Below are 20,929 nucleotides of genomic sequence, written 5' to 3' on the forward strand. Positions count from 1 at the left end.
GCGGCCCGTGGGATGGGCCGCCGGGAGATTCAGATGGTCGTGCAGACCCCGTCCTCGATGGAGCGGCCGTCGCGTTCCAGCCCGGCGCAGACGAGTTTCGCGTTCGGCTGGTCGCGGTTGACCACCCAGCGGTGGCTCGCGGCGTTGACCCGGGGGGAGCGGAACTCGCCCCAGTAGGCGCGCAGCGTCCCGGGCAGCCCGTCCTTGGTCCTGACGGTGATGTCCTGCACGAACCGCTCGTGGTGGGCGGTCATGACGCAGACGTAGTTCCCGCAGATGCTGTGGACCTCGGCGTGCGCGGGAGCCGCGGCGAGCAGCGGAAGCACACAGGCCGTGGCGAGTGCGGTGATCTTCTTGAGGTGGTTCATGTCCCGTGAACGACCGCCCTGCCCGAAATGTCACGGACCCCGGGCGCGGGACGGCCGCGGCGGGATCAGCGCTCCGCCGGGGTGGGACGCCGCGCCCGGCCGCGGCCGGCCAGCGTCGCGGGACCCGCGGCCGCCGCCCCGAAACGCCGCCGGGCCCGGTCCGCGGCGGCCTCGGCCGCGCGGGCTCGGGCGTCACCGGGGTCGAGGGAGAGCTGTCGGTGGGCACTGCCGGCCGGCCGCAGGTCGTCGGCGCGCAGCGCGTAGCCGCGGACCCGTGCGCGTTGCAGGCCCAGGGAGTCCAGCAGCGCCAGGGCGGCCGCGGCGAGGGCGGGCGAATGGTCGGTGGGCTCCGGGAGCGAGCGCGTGCGGGTGGTCGAACTGCGGTCGGCGTACCGCACGGTGAGGGTGAGACGGCCGGTGACCTGGTGTTCGTCGCGCAGACGTCGGCCGACGCGGTTGGCGAGCCCGAGGACGGACCGGTGGTGCCCCGCCGGGTCGAGGCAGTCCCGGTCGAGCACGAGATCGGCGGTCAGCCGGGCCGCCGGTTCGGCCGGGGCGACCGGACGGGGGTCGTGGCCGCGGGCGCGTTCGGCCAGCAACCGGGCCTGGCCGGCGCCGAGGAGGCGTTGCAGGGTCGACGGGGGCAGGTCGGCGAGCTGGCCGATGGTGTGCAGGCCGTACCGGGCGAGGGCGGTCGCCGTGGCACGGCCGATCCCGGGCAGCGCGGTGAGCGGACGGGGGCGGAGCCACTCGGCGGCCCGGTCGGCGGGCACCCGGGTGACCTCGCCGGGCGCGGAGGCGTCGGCCGCCATGGCGGCCAGCATGCGGTTGCCGGCGAGCCCGGCGCTGCTGTCGATGCCGTACAGGCCCTTCAGCCTGAGCATCACCATCTGGACGGCGGCGTAGGGGGACTTGTCGAAGTAGCGGAGCGCCGACGTCAGATCCAGTTGGACGGCGTCCGGCGGGACGGCCTGCACATGGGGCGTGACGCCGGACATCAGCTCGATCACGTCGGCGTACCGGGCCTCGGCCGGTGAGCCGTGCAGGTGGAGGTGGGCGATGTGCCGCTGACGGGTGGTCATCCTGCGCTCCCGGGGCTGGTGTAGCCGAACTTCTTCAGGTCCGCGGAGCGGGTGCCGGCGGGTTGCAGATCGGCGTACGGGTGCAGGCGGGCGCCGGCGGTGCCGTCGGCCAGGGTGCGCTGCGACTGGGCGGGGGTCGGGTGCGGACGGCTCCGGCCGAGCAGGGCGAGGGCGGCCTCGGGGCCGTTGTCCCGGCGGGCGGTGGCGATCTCGTCCAGGTCCCAGGCCATGGAGCCGACGACGGTACGGCGGGTGCCCCGGACCTGGACCGTGCCACGCACCAGCAGCAGGCCGCTGTGGAAGACGGTGTACGCGCAGGCCGGGTGGGAATCCTCGAAGAAGGCCAGGTCGACCAGGCCGGAGCCGTCCTCCAGGGTGACGAAGATGACGCGCTTGCCGCTGGCGATCGGCGGGGTCTGGGTGGCGGCCCGTACCCCGGCGACGAGAACCTGCTGACCGGCGCGCAGCCCGGCCAGATGGGCCGCGTCACTCGCGCCGATCTCCCGCAGCAGCCGGTGGTGGTGTTCCATCAGGTGCTTGGAGACGTCGATGCCGAGGGTGCCCAGCTCCGCGCTCAGGGCTTCGCGGCCGGTCATCTCCGGCAGGCCGCTCGGCTCCGCCCCGCCCACGGCGTTCGCGTCGATGGGCAGCTGGCCGCTGCCCGCGGCCCTGGTCCGGGCGGCCCGGTGCAACTCCGTTATCTGGAGCAGCAGGTCGCGCCGGGTGAGGCGGCCGTCGTGCAACGGATCCAGGGCGCCGATCCCGGCGAGGCGTTCGGCGGTCGGCCTGCTGGGGCGGGCCCGCTGCCAGAAGTCCGACAGTGATCCGTACGGCTGCCCGTCCTCGATCCGGGCGCATTCCTCCGCGCCGATGCCGTGCACCGCGGACAGCGCGAGGCGTACGCCCCACCGTTCTCCGTCGGTCCTCTCCACGGTGTGCCGCACCCTGGACCGGTTGACGTCGACGGGCAGGACGGGCACCCCGCGGCGGCGGGCGTCGGAGACGAGGACGCGCTTGGGCCACATGCCGGGGTCGTGTTCGAGCAGGCCGGCCAGCAGGAACGCCGGGTGGTGCGCCTTGAGCCAGGCGCTCTGCAACGCGGGTACGGCGAACGCGACCGCGTGGGCGCGGCAGAAGCCGTAGGCGCCGAACGCCTCGACGGTCTTCCACACCTCGTCCCGTACGGCCGCGCTGTAGCCACGCGCGCCCGCCAGGCGGTGGAACCAGTCCCTGATCCCCGGCAGCCGGTCCTTGTCGCCGAGCGCGCGCCGGGCCAGCTCCGCGAGGGCTCGGTCGCAGCCGGTCAGCACGTGCAGCGTCTCGATGATCTGCTCGTGCCAGATGGTCACGCCGTAGGTGTCGGCGAGCACCGGCTCCAGGTCCGGGTGGGCGTACGCGGGCGCACCGCCGTGGCGGGCGGCGATGTAGCGCTCGGGCATGCCGCCGGCGACCGGTCCGGGCCGGAAGAGGCTGATGTCGGCGATGACGTCCTGTGGATCGCGCGGCTGCAACCGGGACAGCAGGTCCTGCTGGCCGGGTGATTCGAGCTGGAACAGGCCGAGGGTCTGGCTCTCCTGGATGAGCTTGAAGGCGAAGACGTCGTCGAGCGGCACCTGCTCGGGGTCGTCGAGGTCGATGCGGTCGCCGGTGGTCCGTTCGATCTCGGCGACGGCGTGGGCCATCGCGGACTGCATCCGGACGCCCAGGACGTCGAGTTTGATGTTGCCCAGTGCCTCGATCTCCTCCTTCGCGGCCATCGCCATGGGGTAGTCGCCCTGCGGGGTGGGCTGCACCGGCAGCCGGTCCAGGAGGGTGGCGTCGCTGATGACCACACCGCAGGGGTGCATGGCCATGCCGTGGACCAGCGAGTCGAGACCTTCGGCGAGTTCCCACAGGGGCCCGTACCGGTCCGCTTCGGCCGCCAGCTGCCGCAGCTCGGGCAGTTCGGCGAGGGCGCCGGTGATGTCGCAGGCACGCAGGTGCGGAAAGCTCTTGGCGATCCGGTCGACGTCCGCGGGGGCGATGCCGAGGGCGAGCCCGGTGTCGCGCAGGGCGCGGCGGGCGCGGTAGGTCTCGGGCATGGCGGTGACCGCCACCCGCTCCTTGCCGAACCGGTCGAAGATCGTGTCGTAGCACTCCAGGCGCCGGGCCGACTCCACGTCGATGTCGATGTCGGGCAGCGACCTGCGGCGCGCGCTCAGGAAGCGCTCGAACAGCAGACGGTGGTCGAGCGGATTGGCCGTGGCGATGCCGAGCGCGTGGCAGACCATGGACCCGGCGCCCGAGCCGCGGGCCGCGACCCGGATGCCCTTCGCCCGGATGTCGGCCACGACCTGGCCCACGGCGAGGAAGTACGAGTCGTAGTCCAGCCGGGAGATCACCGCGAGTTCTTCGTCCAGCCGGTCGAGCGCCGCCCGGTCACGGTCGAGGCCGCGGCGGGCCAGACCTTCTTCGCACCGCAGACGCAGCAGGCGCGCGGCTCCGCCCGCGTCCGGCTCGGCACCGAACAGGGACGGCTCCGGGAAGTGGGGCGTGCCGAGCCCGAGGTCCGTCACCGGGTCGACGGCGCACTCGGCCGCCGTGGCGGCGGTGTCCGCCAGCAGCCGACGGGCCCGCCGGACGTCCGCTCCGGCGCACTCGGCGACCAGCCGGGCCACGCCCGCCATCTCCCTCTCGCCCTTGAGCCAGCGCTGCCCGCTGTCCAGGCGGCGCCGGTCGATCGGGCGCAGCAGCCGGGCGGCGTCCAGGACGTCGGCGAGGCGGTGCTGGTCGGGGTCGGCGTAGCGGACGGCGTTGGAAAGGACGGCGGTGGTCCCGGTGCGGTCGGCCAGCGCCAGCGTCCGAGCGGCCAGCCGAAGGGATCCCGGACCGACGCCGAAACGTTTCTGCGCGACGATCTCCAGCCGGACACCCCTTCCGAAGGTCTCCTTCCAGGGCGCCAGCAGCTTCGCCGCGACATCCTCCCGTCCCGCCGACAGCGCCCGCGCCGGCTCCGAGAGCGGTCCGAGCAGCACGGTCAGACCTGGGCCGCCGTACTCGCGCAGCGCCTCCCACGGCACCACCGGCGCCGTGCCGTGGAGGGCGCCGGCGTGGGCGGCCGAGGTGATGCGGCACAGCCGGGCCCAGCCCGCCCGGTCCTGTGCGAGCAGCACGAACCGCAGCGGCGGCTCGCTCACGTGCGCGCCGCCGCGTGCCGGGGTGCGGCGGCGCTGCGCCGGGGGAGGAGGCGCGACGGCCTCCACCGCGAAGTCGACGCCGAAGACCGGCCGGACCCCTTCCTTCGCGCATGCCTGCGCGAACCGCACGGCACCGGTGACCGTGTCCCGGTCGGTCAGCGCGAGCGCCGGCAGGCCGCGCTCGGCCGCGCGCCGGACGAGTTGTTCGGGGTGGGCGGCGCCGTAGCGGACGGAGTAACCGGACGCGGCGTGCAGATGGGCGAACCCCGCCATGCCGCACCTCCATCCATTCACCCCTTTTTAACGATATGCCCGATACATTCATCGTACGCTCGTTCGATTACCTTAACTCCGCCATGCGGAGTCGGCTGGCTGGATTCGAACGCATGGGTGAGTCCCCGATGGGGGCGGAATGGGGGTGGGGCAGGGATGGGGCGGGGCGGGGTGTTTCGGGTCCGCTCGACGGTGACGGTCCGTCAGCAGGTCCGGGCGTGGCGGCAGTTACCGCTGGAAGTTTTTACTGACGCGTAACTTCACAGTTGTGCTACTCGCCCGTAACTTGACGGGTGAACAGCATCCTCGTGATCCGGATCACAGGGCTGAGGCCGTCGTACCTCCCTTGAGCCGCAAGGAGATCACCCGATGCTGCCCTGGAAGCGCGTGTTCAGGCCCCTCGCCGCGCTGCTCCTGATCACCGCCGTCGCCGCCGTTCCCGCCGCCACGGCCCAAGCCGCCACCGCCCGGCCCGCGGACGTCCAGGCCGCGGGCGCGGGAGGCTGGAACGACTACTCGTGCAAGCCGTCCGCCGCCCACCCCCGCCCGGTCGTCCTGGTCCACGGCACCCTGGGCAACTCCATCGACAACTGGCTGTCCCTCGCGCCGTACCTGAAGGACCGCGGATACTGCGTCTACTCCCTCGACTACGGTCAGCTGCCCGGCGTCCCGGTCTTCTACGGCCTCGGCCCCATCGACACCTCGGCGGAGCAGCTCTCCGCCTTCGTCGACAAGGTGCTCGCCGCGACCGGCGCCGCCAAGGCCGACCTCGTCGGTCACTCGCAGGGCGGCATGATGCCCCGCTACTACCTCAAGTTCCTCGGCGGAGCCGCCAAGGTGAACGCCCTCGTCGGCCTCGCCCCCGACAACCACGGCACCGACCTGGACGGCCTCACCAACCTGCTGCCGTACTTCCCCGGCGCCGCCGACCTGATCAAGGCCACCACCCCCGGCCTCGCCGACCAGATCGTCGGATCCGACTTCCTCACCAAGCTCAACGCGGGCGGCGACACCGTCCCCGGAGTCCACTACACGGTCATCGCCACCAAGTACGACGAGGTGGTCACGCCCTGGCGCACCCAGTACCTGAGCGGTCCGGACGTCCGCAACGTCCTGCTCCAGGACCTGTGCCCGCTCGACCTCTCCGAGCACCTGGCGATCGCGCTCTTCGACCGCATCGCCTTCCACGAGGTGGCGGGCGCGCTCGACCCGGCGCACGCCACCGCCACCACCTGCGCGTCGGCGCTCAGCTGAGCCCGGCCCGGGGCCGGCCGGCCGCCCGGCTGCGGTCGGGCCGCTTGGGCCGGCCGGTCGCCCGGTCGTGGTCGGGGCACACGGTCCGTTGCGGTGGAGCGCTCGGGTACCGTGCGCGTCATGTCAGACGACGCCGTCCGTCCCGCCCGCGCCGCCGACGTACCGGCGGTGCGAGCCGTGACCGACGCGGCCTACCGCCCCTACGTCGCACGCATCGGCGTGCTGCCGCAGCCCATGGCGGCCGACCACGCGGCCGACGTGGCCGCGGGGAAGGTGTTCGTGACCGGCGATCCCGTGATCGGCCTGGTCGTGGTCGAGGCACGCCCCGGCCACCTCTTCCTCGACAGCGTCGCCGTCCACCCCGCCGCGCACGGCAGGGGCGTCGGGGGCCGGCTGCTGCGGTTCGTGGACGCACGCGCGCGTGCGCTGGAGCTGACCGAGATCAGGCTCTACACGAACGCCTTGATGGCGGAGAACCGCAGGATCTACCCGAAGTACGGATACGAGGTGGTCGAGCGGCGGGTGGAAGGTCCCTACGACCGCATCCACTACCGCAAGCGGCTGGACCCGGGGCCGGACTGACCGGGTTGCGGCCCGGTCAGGCGTCCGGCCACCAGGTGCGGGCGATGTCCTCGCGGATCTCCGGGCGTCTCGCGGGGCGCTCCTCGGCTTCCTCGCGGACTCTTCGGGTGTCCGTCTTCTTCAGGGGCTTCTGCACGGTTGTGCGGCGCATGGCTGCCTCCTTCGGTGCCTACCGGAATCCGCGATTCCGCGGAGGCAGACCCTTTCGGTGAGAGTTCCGCATCTGTGGTGGTCTGTCAGTGGCGGCTGTCACGATCGCAGTGTCAGTGGCGGGTGTCACTCTGGGGGCATGACGAACGAGAGTGACCGCACGACTGCGGTACGTGTCGACTGGGACGCCGCCGCCGCGACCTTCGACGACGAGCCGGACCACGGGCTGCGCGCCCCCGAGGTGCGCGCGGCCTGGGCCGCCAGACTCCGGGCCTGGCTGCCCGAACACCCCGTCGACGTGCTCGATCTCGGCTGCGGCACCGGCAGCCTGGCGCTCCTTGCCGCCGAGCAGGGACACCGTGTCACCGGAGTCGACCTGTCCCCGGCGATGGTGGAGCGGGCCCGCGCCAAGACGGCCGGGCGCGACGTGGTGTTCCTGCTCGGCGACGCGGCGGCACCGCCGGTCGGGGAGCGGCGCTTCGACGCCGTCCTGGTGCGCCACGTGCTGTGGACGCTGCCCGAGCCCGACCGCGCGCTGCGGCACTGGGCCGGACTGCTGCGGCCCGGGGGCGGGCCGGGAGGAGGCTCCTCCCGTGCCTCCGGCAGCGCGCAGGGCCATGCCTTCGGCGCCGGGGGAGGGCGGCTCGTGCTGGTCGAGGGCGTGTGGGGGACCAGCTCCCCGGTCGGCATACCCGCCGGCCGGCTGACCGCCCTCCTGGAACCGATCGCCTCCCAGGTGCGGGTGGAGCCGCTGTCGGACGACCCCGTGCTGTGGGGCGGACCCGTGACCGACGAGCGGTACGCGGTGGTCGCGACGGTGTGACGGCGGGACGTACGCGGCGGCGAGGCGCGAGCGGTGAGGGGTGAGCGGCGAGGGGCGAGCGGTGAGTGGCGAGGGGTGAGCGGCGAGGGGTGAGCGGCGAGGGGCGCGGGCCTGGACGGCCCGGATGCCGCCACCTCCCCCGGTCCGGCGGCGGCTCAGGCCAGCAGCGCCGCGAAGCGTTCCGTGCGGGCGAGCGCCTCCAGTTCGTCGAGCGCGGCCACGGCGGCGGCCGCCGCCGGCGGATCCGTCCGCGTCAGCCCGCTCTCGGCGAACTCGTCCTCGTCCAGCCGCCGTACGTCCGTGCCGTCCGCGGAGCGCCACAGGTCCAGGTCGAGATCCTCCACGACCAGTTCCGCGCCCATCAGCACGGCCGGCCGGGCGATGTCGCAGTACCAGCCCTTGAGGGCGCCCGCGGGGTCGCGGACCTCCATCACCGCGTACCAGCGGTCCCGCCAGTAGTACTCGGTGAAGACGTCGCCCGGCTCGAAGCGCACGAAGCCGAAGTCACGGACGGCGCCGCCCGCGAACGGGGCACGCACGACGATCCGGGTCCCGTCGTCCTGGAGCAGCTCGGCGGGGTAACGGAGCTTCGTACGGCCCCTCTTGACGAGGACGATGTCCACCAGGCGTTCGGCGTCATCCGAGTTCGCGGACATGGCGCACCTCCGTCGCACAGATCTGGTAGCCGAACCACTTGTTGATCGCGATCATCGGGCCGTTGCCGGTGTCGTTGCCGGTGAGCGCCTCCGTGAACCCGGCGGCGCGGGCGCGGTGCAGGGAGGCGCTCTTGGCGAGCTTGGCGAGACCGCGTCCACGGAAGGCACGCGCGGTGCCCGTCATCACGGTGCCGTAGCGGTGCCCGCCGTCCGTGCGGGCCGCGCTGAACGCGGCGGGGCACCCGTCGACCAGCACGACCGAGGTCAGCTCGGGGCTGAACAAGGGGTGCCGCCAGGTCTCGGCGAGCCAGGCTTCGTAGTCCGTGAACTCGGTGTCGAGGTCGCTCGGCTCGTCCGCCATCGTCTCCGCGTCCAGCGCGAACAGCGGGTGCGGGTCGTCGGCGAAGTCGGCGGCCGTGCGCAGTTCGACGCCCGGCGGCGGGTCCGGCAACGCGGGCAGCGCCGCGTGCGCCAGATCCAGCCGGAGGAAGTACGCGGAGCGCAGCGCCCGGTAGCCGTGCCGTTCCGCGAAAGCCCGGTTTCCCGGCTCGTCCAGCACCCAGCTCAGCAGCCGGCGCGCGCCCCGGGCCACCAGGTGCTCCTCGGCGGCCCGCGTCAGCAGTCCGCCGGCGCCGCGCCCGGTCCGCTCCGGATCGACGTACACGTTGAGGCAGCCCTGGCCCGGTTCCGGGCTGTCGTACGCGATGCTCACCTGCGCGGTGCCGATGATCTCGCCGTCCTCCTCGGCGACGAGCCGGCGCAGCCCGGCGTCCGGGTGGGCATGGGCGATGTCGTGAGCGACGGATTCCGGAGTGAACAGCATGTAGGGCAGGGCACGGTGCCGGACCCGGACGAAGCCGTCGAGGTCCGCACGCGTGCCGGGGCGAAGATCGCGCACGAGCACAGTCATAGCGCCGCAGGCTACGGGGGGCGGGGGCCCTGGTGCCCGCCATTTTCCGCTGGGTGCGGGAGAATCGCGGTGTGACCTTGAAGATCCACATCGACGACAGCGTGCCGCCGTTCGAGCAGGTGCGGGCCCAGATCTCGGAGCAGGCGCGGGCGGGGGTGCTGCCGGTGGGCTACCGGCTGCCGACCGTGCGGGGGCTGGCCGAGTCGCTGGGACTCGCGGCGAACACGGTGGCCAAGGCGTACCGGGCGCTGGAGACGGACGGGGTGATCGAGACGCGGGGCCGCAACGGGACGTTCGTGGCGGCCGTCGGTCCGGCCGCGGCCCGCGAGGCCGCGACCGCCGCGCAGACCTACGCCGAGCGGGCCCGTCGGCTCGGGCTCACGGAGGCGGAGGCGCTGGCGGCGGTGCGCGATGCGCTGCGTGCGGCCTACGGGGCGGACTGAGCGCGCTCGAACGGCGGGGTCGGCGCGGCTGGAACGGCGGGGTCGGCGCCGCCGCGGCGGACCCGGGGAGCGGCTTCCGGCGGACCGCGGCGTGCCGCGGCTCAGAGGTGTGTGGCTCGCGACGCGTGGCTCGCGGCGCGTCGCGCACCGTACGCGGCCCAGGAGCGCGTCGCCCAGGAGCGCGTCGTCCAGAAGCGCGTCGCCCACGAGTGCGCGGCCGAGGAACGAGTGGTCCGGCAGCGCGGCCAAGGAGTGCGTGGTCCAGGAGCGCGTGGTCCGGCACACGCGGCCCAGCAGCGCGTGGCCGGGCAGCGCGTCGCTCAGCGCCGTGCCGCGAGGTCCGGGGTGCGGGTGACCGTCAGGCCCGCCTTCGCCGCCACCCCGGCGAAGGCCGTCGCGTCCGCCACCGCCGCTCCGCCGGGGTCGTTGTTGAAGTACGTGTGGACGTCGTCCGTGTCGGACCAGGTGGTGGCGACGCGGTCGGCCCAGGTCTCCAGGGAACGCCGGCCGTAGCGCGGCCAGGGGAGGGCGCGGCCCTCGTGGAGGCGGACGTAGCCCCAGTCCGTGGTGCGCCACAGCGGGGTGACCGGGTGGGCCTGGACGTCGGCCCAGCACAGCGCGGCGCCCCTGGCCTCCAGGACCGCGCGGACCCGCGGCGTCCACCAGGAGTCGTGCCGCGGCTCGACCGCCACCCGGACGCCGGGCGGGAAGCACCCGAGGCAGCCGTCCAGGAGGTCCGGGTCGGCGCGCAGGGTCGGCGGGAGTTGCAGCAGGACCGGGCCGAGCCGGTCGCCGAGGCCGGCCGCGCAGTCCATCAGCCGCCGCACCGGCTCCCGCGGATCGCGCAGCCGCTTGATGTGGGTGAGGTAGCGGCTGGCCTTCACCGCGACCACGAAGTCCCGGGGCACGCGCTCCCGCCAGCTCTCGAAGTTCGCCCGCGTCGGCAGCCGGTAGAACGCGTTGTTGATCTCCACCGTGGCGAACCGCGCGGCATACTCCTCAAGCCACAGCCGGACCGGCCGGTCGGCCGGATACAGAACGCCCCGCCAGTCCCGGTACTGCCATCCCGACGTCCCGACGAACAGGGTCATATCTCTATGAAAGCATCTCTGCGAAAGCATCGACGGCGACCCCGCACCGGGCCGACCGCGGGCCCGCACGAGCTGCTGTCCGCCCCACCCCTCCGCACGGGCCCGCACGAGCTGCTGTCCGCCACACCCCCCGCACGGGCCCGGACCGCCGTCCGTCATCGCCCTCCCACGGACCGCCGTCCGGGGCGGGCCCCTCACAGGTACAGACCGGCGTCCGCCCCGTCGCGTGCGCCCGGCACCGAGGTCGGTGTCGTGCCGCGGCGCAGTGCGTACAACTCGGCCAGGGTCGCCCCGTTGTGGCCGATCCCCTCCTCCGTGCCCAGCCAGCCCACCGCCTCCCGGCGGGTCAGCGGGCCCACCTCGATCCGGGCCAGGCAGCGCCCGGGACGGACCACGGCGGGGTGCAGCCGCTCCAGGTCCTCGTTGGTGGTGACGCCGACGAGGACGTTGCGGCCCTGGCCCAGCAGTCCGTCGGTCAGGTTCAGCAGCCGTGACAGCGCCTGGCCCGCCGTGTGCTTGGCCTCGCCGCGGATCAGCTCGTCGCAGTCCTCCAGCAGGAGCAGCCGCCAGCGGCCCTTGCCCGCGGCGTCCTCCTCGCCGATCGCGATGTCCATCAGATAGCCGACGTCGCCGAAGAGTCGCTCCGGGTCCAGCACGCAGTCGACCTGGCACCAGTCCCGCCAGGCGCGGGCCAGTGTGCGCAGGGCCGAGGTCTTGCCGGTGCCCGGCGGGCCGTGGAGCAGCAGCAGACGGCCCGCGATGTGCTCCGGGGTCGTCTTCATCAGGCGGTCCATCGCCTCCGCCACCGGTGCCGTGTAGTTGGGCCGCACCTCCTCCCAGGTGCCCGCCGAGATCTGCCGGGTGGTGCGGTGCGGGCCGCGCCTCGGGGACACGTACCAGAAGCCCATGGTCACGTTCTCCGGCTGCGGTTCGGGCTCGTCCGCCGCGCCCTCCGTGGCCAGGTCCAGGACTTCCGCGGCCAGTTCCGCGCTGGTGGCCGTGACCGTGACGTCGGCGCCCCGGTTCCAGCGGGAGACCAGCAGGGTCCAGCCGTCGCCCTCGGCGAGCGTCGCGCTGCGGTCCTCGTCCCGGGCGACGCGCAGCACCCGGGCGTCCCGCGGCAGCAGGGTCGCACCGGAGCGGACCCGCTCGATGTTGACCGCGTGCGAGTACGGCTGCTCGCCCGTCGCGAAGCGGCCGAGGAACAACGCGTCGACGACGTCGGACGGCGAGTCGGAGTCGTCGACGTTGAGCCGGATCGGCAGAGCGTCGTGCGGGTTCGCGGACATGCCGCCATGATCCGGCACGGCGGCCCCGTGCGCACCCGCTTTCCGCGGCGGGCGTGGAGTGTCGGATGCGCGACCGCCTCCCGGAGCGCCCCCGTCACCCCTTCCCTCCTGTGTGGAAGTTGTGGGTCTCCGAACCTGCCGCGCGCCCGTTTCCCGCCGCTACTGTTGTCCTTGATGGGACATCATGGGGGGAATTCGGGGGGTGGGCGGTGGCGGCTCACCGTTCTGCTCGGCGCGGGCGTGGCCGCCCTGGCCCTGCTGCTGACCCTGATCAACACGCTCCCGGACGGCGGCGGCAGCACCGCGGGCACCCCCCGGGACGGCGACGCGGCGCACGGCACGTCCGCCACCCCCTCCGGTCGGCCGCAGCCGGCTGTGGGCTGGGGGTTCACACACACCCAGTACAGCGCCGACCAGGGCGGTGCGGCCACCGAGCGGATCGAGAAGTTGCTCGCCGCGAGCCCCGGACTGCCGCAGAACCAGCACATCATGGGCTGGGGCGCCGACAACCCCGAGCCGGAGCCGGGGCGTTACGACTTCGGGGCACTCGACCGCCGTATCGACTTCATGCGCGCGTCCGGCGCCACCCCGGTCGTCACGCTGTGCTGCGCGCCGGACTGGATGAAGGGCGGCGAGGCGGGCGCCGGCCGTACGGACTGGAGCCGGACGGCCCTGGAGACCGCCCCGGTCCCGGACCACTACCAGGACTTCGCGGACCTCGCCGCGACCGTCGCCAGGCGGTACCCGGAGGTCACCCACTTCGTCGTCTGGAACGAGTTCAAGGGCTTCTGGAACGACGCGGAGGGGCGCTGGGACTACGAGGGGTACACGGCGATGTACAACCTCGTGTACGAGGCGCTGAAGAAGGTCGACAAGGACATCATGGTCGGCGGCCCCTACCTGGCGATGGACAGCGTCGACCCGCGCCGGAGCGAGGACGCCTCGACGACCCTCAAGGGCGCCTGGGGCGCCATGGACCAGCGGGTCCTCGACGCCTTCGACTACTGGAACACCCACCGGGCCGGCGCCGACTTCGTCGTCGTCGACGGCTCCAGCTACACCGAGGACGGCGAACCGCTGCCGGACGAGTTCGCCGCCACCGGCAAGTTCACCGCCGTCGGCGACTGGTTGCGCCGGCGGACCCACGACCTGCCGCTGTGGTGGGCGGAGTACTACGTCGAGCCGGCCGACGCCGCCGACGAGCGCACGGGCTGGTCCGAGGCGCACCGGGTCGCGGTCCAGGCGGCCGGGATGATCGCGATGGTCGACGGCGGCGCCGACTCCGGTTTCTACTGGAATCCGGAGAAGAAGCAGGGCACCGACTGCGCCGGCTGTCTGTGGACGCCCACGGCCACCGCCGCCGGCGGCGTGCGGCTTCCGATGTACGACCTGGTCTCCCGGTTCGGCCGGGCGTTCCCGCCGGGCACCGCGTACCGGACCGTGTCCGTCGCCGCCGACGCCCGGCCCGACCTGCGTGTCCTCGCCACCGACAAGGTGGTCCTGGTGGTGAACACCCTCGACCGGCCGGTCGGCGCGCGGGTCGACGGCGAGCGGCTCGACCTGCGGGCGTACGAGGTGAAGTGGCTCACCAGGCAAGCCAAGTGAGCCACGTGCACCGGACGGGCCGGACGGACTACGTGCACCGGACGGGCCGGACGGACTACGTGCACCGGACGGGCCGGACGGACCACGTGTGCTGGACGGGCCGGGCGGACCACGTGTGCCGGAGGGGCCGGGCGGGGGTGCACCGGACGGACCGGGTGCGCCCGAGGCGCCCGGCCGGTCCGGTCGGTCGCTTCGCGCCTCACTTCAGTGTCAGGAACCGCTGCACCAGCGCGGCGACGAACACCACGAGCAGCGGCAGCGAGAACCAGAAACCGCTCTGCACCAGGCGTTCCCGGCGCGGGCCGGGCCGCATCGCGACCCGGACCGCCTCCCGCGCCGTCAGCAGCACGACGAGCGCGACGGCCGCGAGGGCACCGACCACCGACCACGGTGTCCACGTCACCAGCGGCCCGGCCGGACCGGGGTCGGGCGCGGGCACCGCACCCGCGGGCCGTTCCCGCAGGGCGTAGAGCGTCACGTCCTGGTTGGCCAGGACCTTCGTCAACTCGGGCCGGTCGTCCAGGTGCCGGGTCAGCCGGGACTCCCAGGTCGCCGAGTAGCCCGCGTCCAGTTCCAGATAGGTGACCTGACTCCGGTTGACCATCAGATACGAGTTCGGCCCCGCCTTCCGCAACGCCTCGACCAGGCCCGACACCAGCACCGGGTCGGTCGGCGCGAGCGTCGGCACGTAGTCGACCCGCTCCATGTCCCTGGCCCCCCACGGCATGGCGGGCGTCACGTTGTCGACCGTGTCGTCGCTCAGCCACAGCAGCCGCACGGTCGGCTTGTCATGGGCGTACACATAGTCCATGGCCGCCACCTCGCCCGGCCTGATCCGCTCGAACGGCTCGTTGCCCCAGCGGGCCACCAGGAAACCGCCCATCAGCAGCAGACCGGCCAGGAGGGCGGCGAACGGAGCGAGGCTCCTTCGGTCGCGGGCGCGTTCGGCCACGGTCGCGCCGGTGCGCGGGAACAGCGCCAGGGCGGCCAGCAGGGCCGCGCCGGGCAGCGCGAACATGAAGACGCGCAGCGCCATCTCGCCGCCGTACGACTGCATGCCGAAGCCGAGGAACGGGACGAGGGCCAGCACGGGCAGCGACCGCTCGCGGTACCTGTTCGCGCGCCGCCGCCACCAGCCCACGCAGGCCAGGGCCACTACCCCGCCGGCCAGCAGCACGCGCGCGTACAGCACCAGTCTGTGGCTCGGACTGCCGCCCTGGATACGGCCGGACACCGACGTCGAGACATTGCTGCCGACCCCGCCGATCCCGCCGAACAACTCGTCGAAGTGCCCGGACCAGTACGGCTCGGCCAGGAGACCGACCCAGGCCGCGACCAGCACCGCGCACAGCAGCGGCAGGCCGCGCAGGACCGATCTGCCGGTCAGGACCAGCACGGTGAGGACGCCCAGCATCATGAACGGGGTGAGCTGGTGGGCCGGCACGCTCGCCGCGTACAGGCCGAGCACCACCATCAGCAGCACCGTCCGCTGCCGGCGGTTCGTCGGCGCCACCTCCGCCTCGCCGGGGCGGAACTCGGTCCGGACGCCCCGCGGGGCGCGGAACCAGACGAGCAGGACCGCCACGAAGACGAGGTAGAGGAGGTAGGTGAAACCCTGCGGGGAGAAGTAGTCCTGGCCGACCCAGCCGCTGAGCACGAAGATCCAGATGCCGGTCCACTTGGCCCGCCAGCTCGCCCGGAGCGACCGCACGAGCAGGAACAGCGGTGCCAGGTAGGCGAGTTGGACGGCCGTCGGCCACCAGCGGATGACCTCGGTGAAGTCCGTGACCCCGCATACCTTGGCGACGAACGCGGCGACCGCGAAGAATCCCGGCCAGCTCCAGCGCGCGTCCAGGTCCGGTACGGCCGACCCGGTGCGGTCGATGTAGTCGAGGAACCCGAGATGCTGCCAGGCCGTCGCGAACCGCGGCTCGGCCTCGACGACGGCCGGCAGGGCATGCAGCGACACCACCGTCGCGAGCAGCGTCACCAGCAGCAGCGCACGGTGTTCACGGCGCAGCCTGAGCAGCGAGGCGAACACCGTGACCAGCAGCGCGGCCCCGACGAGCGTCGGCGGTGGCAGCACCGAGACCAGGCCGAGCCCGCCCATCCGGTCCAGGTCGGCCTCGCCGAGCCGCGCCGCCGGCACCCAGTACAGCAGCAGCGCGGCGACCAGCAGACAGCCGAGGACGACACCGGAGCGGGTCGGCGGCAGGATCCGGCGCACGGGCCCCGGCGGCGACCCGGCGGCCGTCTCCCCGCCGAGCACCGCCGGTTCGTCGGCTCCGCCGGGCTCCGCCGGTTCGTCGGGCCCGGCGGGCTCCGGCACTCCGGCTCTCCCCCGCCGCCCGGCCGAGGCCGCCCTCGCCGTCCGGCCCGCCGCCTTCGGTGCGAAGGCCGCTCCGAACGGCGCGTCGGCCGCCGCCTCCTTCAGCGGCGACGCCTCGGCGGGACCGAGCGACGCCTCGGCGCCCGCCTCCCTGCCGCACTCCCGGTTCCGGCCGTACGCCGGTACCGGCGCCGCCACCGCGTCGGCCCGCGTTCCCGCCTCCGCCCACGTCCCCGCGTCGGCCTGCGTTCCCGAGCGGGCCTCGGCCCGCGTTCCCGCGTCTGCCCGCGTTCCCGCGTCTGCCCGCGTTCCCGCGTCTGCCCGCGTTCCCGTGCCGGCCTGCTCTCCCGTGCCGGCCCGCGGCCGACGCGGCTCGGCCGGCCGTGCCCAGGCCGGCCGGTGGCCCGGATCCGCCGCCGGTGTGCCCGAGGGCCAGGTGCCGGGACCGGGACGCACGTCGGGGCGGCGCTCCTGGTGGTCGAAGTCGACGCGCACGCCGAGGGCGAGGGTGTCGCTGTCCGGCGCCCGGTCCGGCCCGCGCCCACGGGACCGGACGGCCTCGGGGTTCCCCCTGCTCGAAAGCCGAAAGAGGGGCAGCATCTCCAGATCGGCCAGGTCCCCGTCCGGCCCGGTCGCCGCGGGCACCTGCGCGGCCGGCTCGATTCGGACCGTCCGCCACAGCCGGGGCGCGGCGATCACCACGATCACCGCGAGGCTGGAGATCTCCGCGACCCCCGCCCCGGTCAGGCCCATCCGGGGGAGCAGCAGCAGCGTCAGCCCGAGCACCAGCACGCACAACAGGCCCTGCAACCAGGCGAGTTGGGCGGTCCGGCTCCGCGCGCGCAGTGTCGCGAAGTACGTCTCCATCACGACCCGCAGCAGGGCGCCCACGGCGAACCAGCGCAGCAGCGGGGTCGCCGCGTCCGCGTAGCCCGCACCGAACACGCCCAGGATCCATGGCGCCCCGACGAACAGCAGCCCGCAGACCGGCAGCATGATCCGGGCCATCCGGCGCAGCGCGGCCCGGGTGTCGGCGGCCAGCCGCGCGGGGTCGTGCGAGCCCTCGACGGTCAGCGACGCGCCCATGTTGACGGCGAGCAGGTTGACGGTGCCGCCGATGGTGGTGGTGATGTAGAAGTAGGCGTTGTCCTCGGCGCTGACCCGCGCCGCGATGATCACCGGGACGAGGTAGACCACGGCGAGCGAGAACAGCGAGCCGGTGCAGTCCCCGGCGAGGAACCTGCCCATCTCCCCGGGCGTCGGCGGCCGTGCCCGCTCCCGCGTCGCCCGCACGTGCCGGGGCACCAGCCGGCGGAACACCAGCCAGCCCAGCGGCAGCACGGAGGTGGCGATCGCCGCGACCCAGGACACGAAGACCCCGGCCGTCGGGACCGCCGCGGCGAACGCGACCAGCAGGCCCAGCTTCACCGCCGAGAACACGGTGTTGCCCACCGGCACCCAGAGCGCGCTGCGCAGCCCGGTCAGCACACCGTCCTGGAGGGTGAGCAGATTCCAGGCGGCGACGGCCAGCACGAAGCCGAGGCCGGTCACCGGCCCGTGCAGGAACCGGTACGACGGCCCCCACCCGTCCAGCGTCATCAGGAAGACGCCCGCGGCCGGCGCCACCACCAGCGAACTGCCCGCGTACGTACGCAGGACCAGCCGTCCCGTGGCCCGCCCGGACACCGGGATGAAGCGGGCCAGGGCGCCGGTCAGGGTGACCGCGGTGAGCCCCGCGAGGAGCTTCATCGCGGCGATCGCGGCGGACCCCTGGCCCACCGCGGACTCGGAGTAGTAGCGGGCCGCCGCGAGCCAGAAGCCCACGCCGAGGACGGCGGAGACGCCGGTGTTCAGCATCAGGGCGTAGGCGTTGCGCAGCAGTTGGCCACCGCCGGCCGACCGGCCCCGTCCGGGCCGCCGCGGCCGGTGTCCCGGCTGCTCGGCAGCCCGGCCGCCGGGCGCCGCGGTCCCGGTGCTGGTCGGCGTGTCAGCCACGGGAACGGCTTGCCTTCCGACGGACCCGGCGGGCTTTGCGGACCAGCGCGTACCCCTGGGTGAGGACACGGTCCCTGGCGAAGACGCGGGCGATCGAGCGGCCGAGGAGCAGCCGCTCGAACTCCTCCGCGTCCGTGCCGCGCCGCACGGTGAGCCGGCGCAGGGCGTACGGACCCTGGCGGCGGCGGGCCTGGGCGTTGCCGACGGCGAGCGCCTGCGCGTACCCGGCCGCCCGCACCGCCCGGCGCACCCGGCGGTCGGAGTAGCCGTACGGATAGGCGAACGAGACCGGGGCGCCGCCCAGTTCGTCGGCCACGATCCGCGTGCACCGGACCAGCTCGTGGCGCAGCGGCCCGTCGTCGAGCTGGTCGAGCTGCGGGTGGGTGTGGCTGTGCCCGCCGATCTCGACACCGGCGGCGGCGAGTTCGCGCACCTGGCGCCAGTCGAGCATGGTGTCCGGACCGCCTCCGGTGTCGTGGGCGCCCTTGATCCAGCCGGTGGAGACGAACAGCGTGGCCGGGAAGGAGTGCTCGGCGAGGACCGGCAGGGCGTGCCGGTGCACGCCCTCGTAGCCGTCGTCGAAGGTGATCAGGACCGGGCGGGCGGGCAGCGGCCGGTCCGAGCGCCAGCGTGCCGCGAGGTCGGCCGTGCCGAGCGGGGTCAGGCCCAGCTCGCCGATCAGCGCCATCTGCTCGGCGAACGCCTCCGGGGCCACCGACAGGACACGGGTGGCGTCGTTCGGCGCGGTGGCGACCGAGTGGTACATCAGGATCGGCACGGGTGCCTCAGTCATGTCCCTCCCCCCGGACGCGCTCGTCCGTCCGAGCGTTCACCGGTACGCCATTCACCGGCACGACCGGGGCCGCCGGGAACGGGGTCCCGCTCCGGCGCGCCCGAGCGGTGCCCACCAGGTATCCGCCCGCCGCGACGAGTACGCCCGCGACGACTGCGCCCGCCCGCCCGGCGCCGCCCGGCCGGGCCAGCAGGGCGTCCCGCAGGCCGCGGGCCACCGCGGCGGGCAGCACCCGGGTGGTGTACCGGCGTTCCGACTCCAGCCCCTTGGCCGCGCCGACGCTGCGCGCCACCAGGGCCTTGGACAGCCCCTCGGCGTACGCGCGCGTGCGGAAGTACGCGAAGTGCTCGCGCGCCTCGGGAACCCGGTGGTGGATCACGGCCCGGTCGTCGATCAGCAGGACCGCGTCCGGCCGGGCGCGGCCGAGCCGGATGCACAGCTCCGTCTCCTCGCAGCCCAGCGGCCGTCGGTCGCCGTCCCGGCCGATGCCGGTGGCGAAGCCGCCCGCCGCGTCGAACGCCGTGCGCCGGAACGACGCGTTCCCGCCCAGTACGTTGCGGACCCGGACCCGCCCCGGCGGCAGACCCCGGTAGGTGCAGCCCACCACCCAGTCGAACTCCTCGGGGAACCAGGCCGGCCGCCGCCCGGACGCCCAGACCGGCACCGTCCGGCCGCCGACGGCCAGCACCCTCGGATCGGCGTACCCCTCGGCGAAGCGGCGCAGCCAGTGCCGTTCGGCGACGGCGTCGTCGTCGAGGAAGGCGACGACCTCCCCGCGCGACGCCGCGATCCCGGTGTTGCGGCCGGCGGACAGCCCGCGCGGCCCGGCGTTGGCGAGCACCCGCACTCCAGCGCCCCCGCGCTTTTCCGCCTCGGGTGCGTCGGGTGCGTCGTACTCCTCGGCCAGTCGCTCCAGGAGCGCCGGGTTGTGGTCGACGACGAGGAGCGTCTCCAGCGCCGGGTACGACTGCTCGCGCACCGAGTCGACCGCCGCGCGGACGTCCTCCCAGCGGTCCTCGGTGTACGAGCAGATCACGACGGAGATGCCCGGACCGCTCAAGACGCCTCTCCCCGGACCGAGTCGAGCTGGACCGAGTCGAGCTGGACCGAGTCGAGCTGGACCGTGTCGAGGCGCACCGCGTCGGGCGTCGGCGCACGGCGCGCGCGCCGACGCAGGTCACGGCGGTTGGAGCGTTCCTTCAGGATCACCTTGAGCACCCGCAGCCCGTCCCGCACCGCCCGCAGATTGCTGGTGCCGTGGATGCGGAGGTACTCGTGGCTGGGTATCTCCTGCACCCTCAGCCCCGCCTTGACCACTCTGATGTTCATCAGCGTCTCCACCTCGAAGCCCGTGCAGTCGAGGTCGATCGCGTCGAGACAGCGCCGCCAGAACGCGTTGTAGCCGTAGCAGAGGTCGGTGTAGCGGGCGCCGAACTTGCGGTTGACGACCGTGCACAGCGCCCAGTTGCCCAGTTTGCGGACGAAGGTCATGTCGTCGGTGCCGCCGCCGTTGGCGAAGCGCGAGCCCTTGGCGAAGTCGGCGCCCGAGACCAGGGCCGAGACGTACGAGACGATCTCCTGGCCGTCGGCCGAGCCGTCCGCGTCGACCATCACGATGATGTCGCCGGTGCACGCCCCGAACCCGGTGATCAGGGCGTCCCCCTTGCCCCTGCCCCGTTGCTCCACGACCTTGAGCCCGGGTCGCAGCCGCCGGGCCACCTGCACGGTGTCGTCGGTGGAATTCCCGTCCACCAGCACCACTTCATGTATCCACTCGGGCAGGGTCCTGAAGACGTAGGGCAGATTCTCCGCCTCGTTCATGGCCGGAATCACGACGCTCACCGGCGGCGCGATGGCCAGGTGCGAGGAGATCGGACGGTACGTGCCGGGAATCGACGGATCTTGGCCCGAAGCGGTCGGGCGCAGAACGGAACTCACGAGTGTTGTCCCTCTCGTCCGGCGGACCACCCTCCCCCGGGCGGCCCGGCTCTGATTCCGGTTCGAAAGGGGGGTACTCACTCACGGCACGGCGAATCGCTCTCCGCGCACGCGGGTGAGCTGGCAAAAGCTGGCCCGTCCGCCGAAGGCGGCGGACGGCAGCCGGTCGCGC

At 73.8% G+C, this 20,929-nt stretch carries 17 protein-coding genes; 5 read left to right on the forward strand and 12 right to left on the reverse strand.

What is annotated here, in order from left to right:
* Nucleotides 1-29 precede the first annotated feature (29 nt).
* The 3 genes from ACFC09_RS39955 to ACFC09_RS39965 form a co-directional block, all read right to left on the reverse strand.
* Nucleotides 30-368: a hypothetical protein gene (locus ACFC09_RS39955; protein ID WP_376536961.1), complete on the reverse strand. Its 339-nt coding sequence runs from the start codon at nucleotides 366-368 to the stop codon at nucleotides 30-32.
* 65 nt (nucleotides 369-433) lie between these two features.
* Nucleotides 434-1,450 carry a helix-hairpin-helix domain-containing protein gene (locus ACFC09_RS39960; protein WP_376536963.1) on the reverse strand — a complete coding sequence of 339 codons (1,017 nt, stop codon included), beginning with the start codon at nucleotides 1,448-1,450 and terminating at the stop codon, nucleotides 434-436.
* Nucleotides 1,447-4,899 carry a DNA polymerase III subunit alpha gene (locus ACFC09_RS39965; RefSeq protein ID WP_376536965.1) on the reverse strand — a complete coding sequence of 1,151 codons (3,453 nt, stop codon included), beginning with the start codon at nucleotides 4,897-4,899 and terminating at the stop codon, nucleotides 1,447-1,449. Before ACFC09_RS39965 ends, ACFC09_RS39960 begins: the two co-directional genes overlap by 4 nt.
* A 369-nt stretch (nucleotides 4,900-5,268) precedes the next feature.
* Between ACFC09_RS39965 and ACFC09_RS39970 the strand changes: the two genes are divergently transcribed.
* Complete coding sequence (locus ACFC09_RS39970) at nucleotides 5,269-6,153, forward strand: esterase/lipase family protein (protein WP_376536967.1); 885 nt, start codon at nucleotides 5,269-5,271, stop codon at nucleotides 6,151-6,153.
* A gap of 120 nt (nucleotides 6,154-6,273) precedes the next feature.
* On the forward strand, nucleotides 6,274-6,735 hold the full coding sequence (locus ACFC09_RS39975) for a GNAT family N-acetyltransferase (protein ID WP_376536969.1): 462 nt from the start codon (nucleotides 6,274-6,276) through the stop codon (nucleotides 6,733-6,735).
* Between the two features lie 16 nt (nucleotides 6,736-6,751).
* Here ACFC09_RS39975 and ACFC09_RS39980 read toward each other — a convergent pair whose 3' ends face one another.
* Nucleotides 6,752-6,886 (reverse strand): hypothetical protein, encoded by a 135-nt coding sequence (locus ACFC09_RS39980; protein WP_376536971.1) that lies wholly within the window; start codon nucleotides 6,884-6,886, stop codon nucleotides 6,752-6,754.
* 138 nt (nucleotides 6,887-7,024) lie between these two features.
* Here ACFC09_RS39980 and ACFC09_RS39985 point away from each other — a divergent pair, with 138 nt between their 5' ends.
* On the forward strand, nucleotides 7,025-7,708 hold the full coding sequence (locus ACFC09_RS39985) for a class I SAM-dependent methyltransferase (protein ID WP_376536973.1): 684 nt from the start codon (nucleotides 7,025-7,027) through the stop codon (nucleotides 7,706-7,708).
* 155 nt (nucleotides 7,709-7,863) lie between these two features.
* Here ACFC09_RS39985 and ACFC09_RS39990 read toward each other — a convergent pair whose 3' ends face one another.
* Nucleotides 7,864-8,364, reverse strand: coding sequence for a DUF402 domain-containing protein (locus ACFC09_RS39990; protein ID WP_376536975.1), 501 nt, complete (start codon nucleotides 8,362-8,364; stop codon nucleotides 7,864-7,866).
* On the reverse strand, nucleotides 8,345-9,274 hold the full coding sequence (locus tag ACFC09_RS39995; protein WP_376536977.1) for a GNAT family N-acetyltransferase: 930 nt from the start codon (nucleotides 9,272-9,274) through the stop codon (nucleotides 8,345-8,347). The genes ACFC09_RS39990 and ACFC09_RS39995 overlap by 20 nt, the downstream gene beginning before the upstream one ends.
* Before the next feature lie 71 nt (nucleotides 9,275-9,345).
* Between ACFC09_RS39995 and ACFC09_RS40000 the strand changes: the two genes are divergently transcribed.
* Nucleotides 9,346-9,717, forward strand: coding sequence for a GntR family transcriptional regulator (locus tag ACFC09_RS40000; protein ID WP_376536979.1), 372 nt, complete (start codon nucleotides 9,346-9,348; stop codon nucleotides 9,715-9,717).
* Between the two features lie 320 nt (nucleotides 9,718-10,037).
* Here ACFC09_RS40000 and ACFC09_RS40005 read toward each other — a convergent pair whose 3' ends face one another.
* Nucleotides 10,038-10,808 (reverse strand): DUF72 domain-containing protein, encoded by a 771-nt coding sequence (locus ACFC09_RS40005; protein ID WP_376536981.1) that lies wholly within the window; start codon nucleotides 10,806-10,808, stop codon nucleotides 10,038-10,040.
* A 194-nt stretch (nucleotides 10,809-11,002) separates the two neighbouring features.
* Nucleotides 11,003-12,097: a DUF5925 domain-containing protein gene (locus ACFC09_RS40010; RefSeq protein ID WP_376536983.1), complete on the reverse strand. Its 1,095-nt coding sequence runs from the start codon at nucleotides 12,095-12,097 to the stop codon at nucleotides 11,003-11,005.
* A 174-nt stretch (nucleotides 12,098-12,271) separates the two neighbouring features.
* On the opposite strand from ACFC09_RS40010, the gene ACFC09_RS40015 reads away from it, so the two are divergent.
* A complete protein-coding gene (locus tag ACFC09_RS40015; protein ID WP_376536985.1) occupies nucleotides 12,272-13,702 on the forward strand; it encodes a xylan 1,4-beta-xylosidase in 1,431 nt (476 codons plus the stop codon).
* 199 nt (nucleotides 13,703-13,901) lie between these two features.
* On the opposite strand, the gene ACFC09_RS40020 is transcribed toward ACFC09_RS40015, so the two are convergent.
* From ACFC09_RS40020 to ACFC09_RS40035, 4 genes are read right to left on the reverse strand one after another with little or no spacing between them, the layout of a single operon-like run.
* Nucleotides 13,902-18,026, reverse strand: coding sequence for a lipopolysaccharide biosynthesis protein (locus ACFC09_RS40020; RefSeq protein WP_376536987.1), 4,125 nt, complete (start codon nucleotides 18,024-18,026; stop codon nucleotides 13,902-13,904).
* Nucleotides 18,019-18,819, reverse strand: a complete 801-nt coding sequence (locus ACFC09_RS40025; protein WP_376536989.1) for a polysaccharide deacetylase family protein — start codon at nucleotides 18,817-18,819, stop codon at nucleotides 18,019-18,021. The genes ACFC09_RS40020 and ACFC09_RS40025 overlap by 8 nt, the downstream gene beginning before the upstream one ends.
* Nucleotides 18,812-19,879 carry a glycosyltransferase family 2 protein gene (locus ACFC09_RS40030; RefSeq protein ID WP_376536991.1) on the reverse strand — a complete coding sequence of 356 codons (1,068 nt, stop codon included), beginning with the start codon at nucleotides 19,877-19,879 and terminating at the stop codon, nucleotides 18,812-18,814. Before ACFC09_RS40030 ends, ACFC09_RS40025 begins: the two co-directional genes overlap by 8 nt.
* Nucleotides 19,876-20,757: a glycosyltransferase family 2 protein gene (locus ACFC09_RS40035; protein ID WP_376536994.1), complete on the reverse strand. Its 882-nt coding sequence runs from the start codon at nucleotides 20,755-20,757 to the stop codon at nucleotides 19,876-19,878. Before ACFC09_RS40035 ends, ACFC09_RS40030 begins: the two co-directional genes overlap by 4 nt.
* Nucleotides 20,758-20,929: the final 172 nt, after the last annotated feature.

The organism is Streptomyces sp. NPDC056161 (assembly GCF_042268025.1).
Taxonomy (GTDB): Bacteria; Actinomycetota; Actinomycetes; order Streptomycetales; family Streptomycetaceae; genus Streptomyces.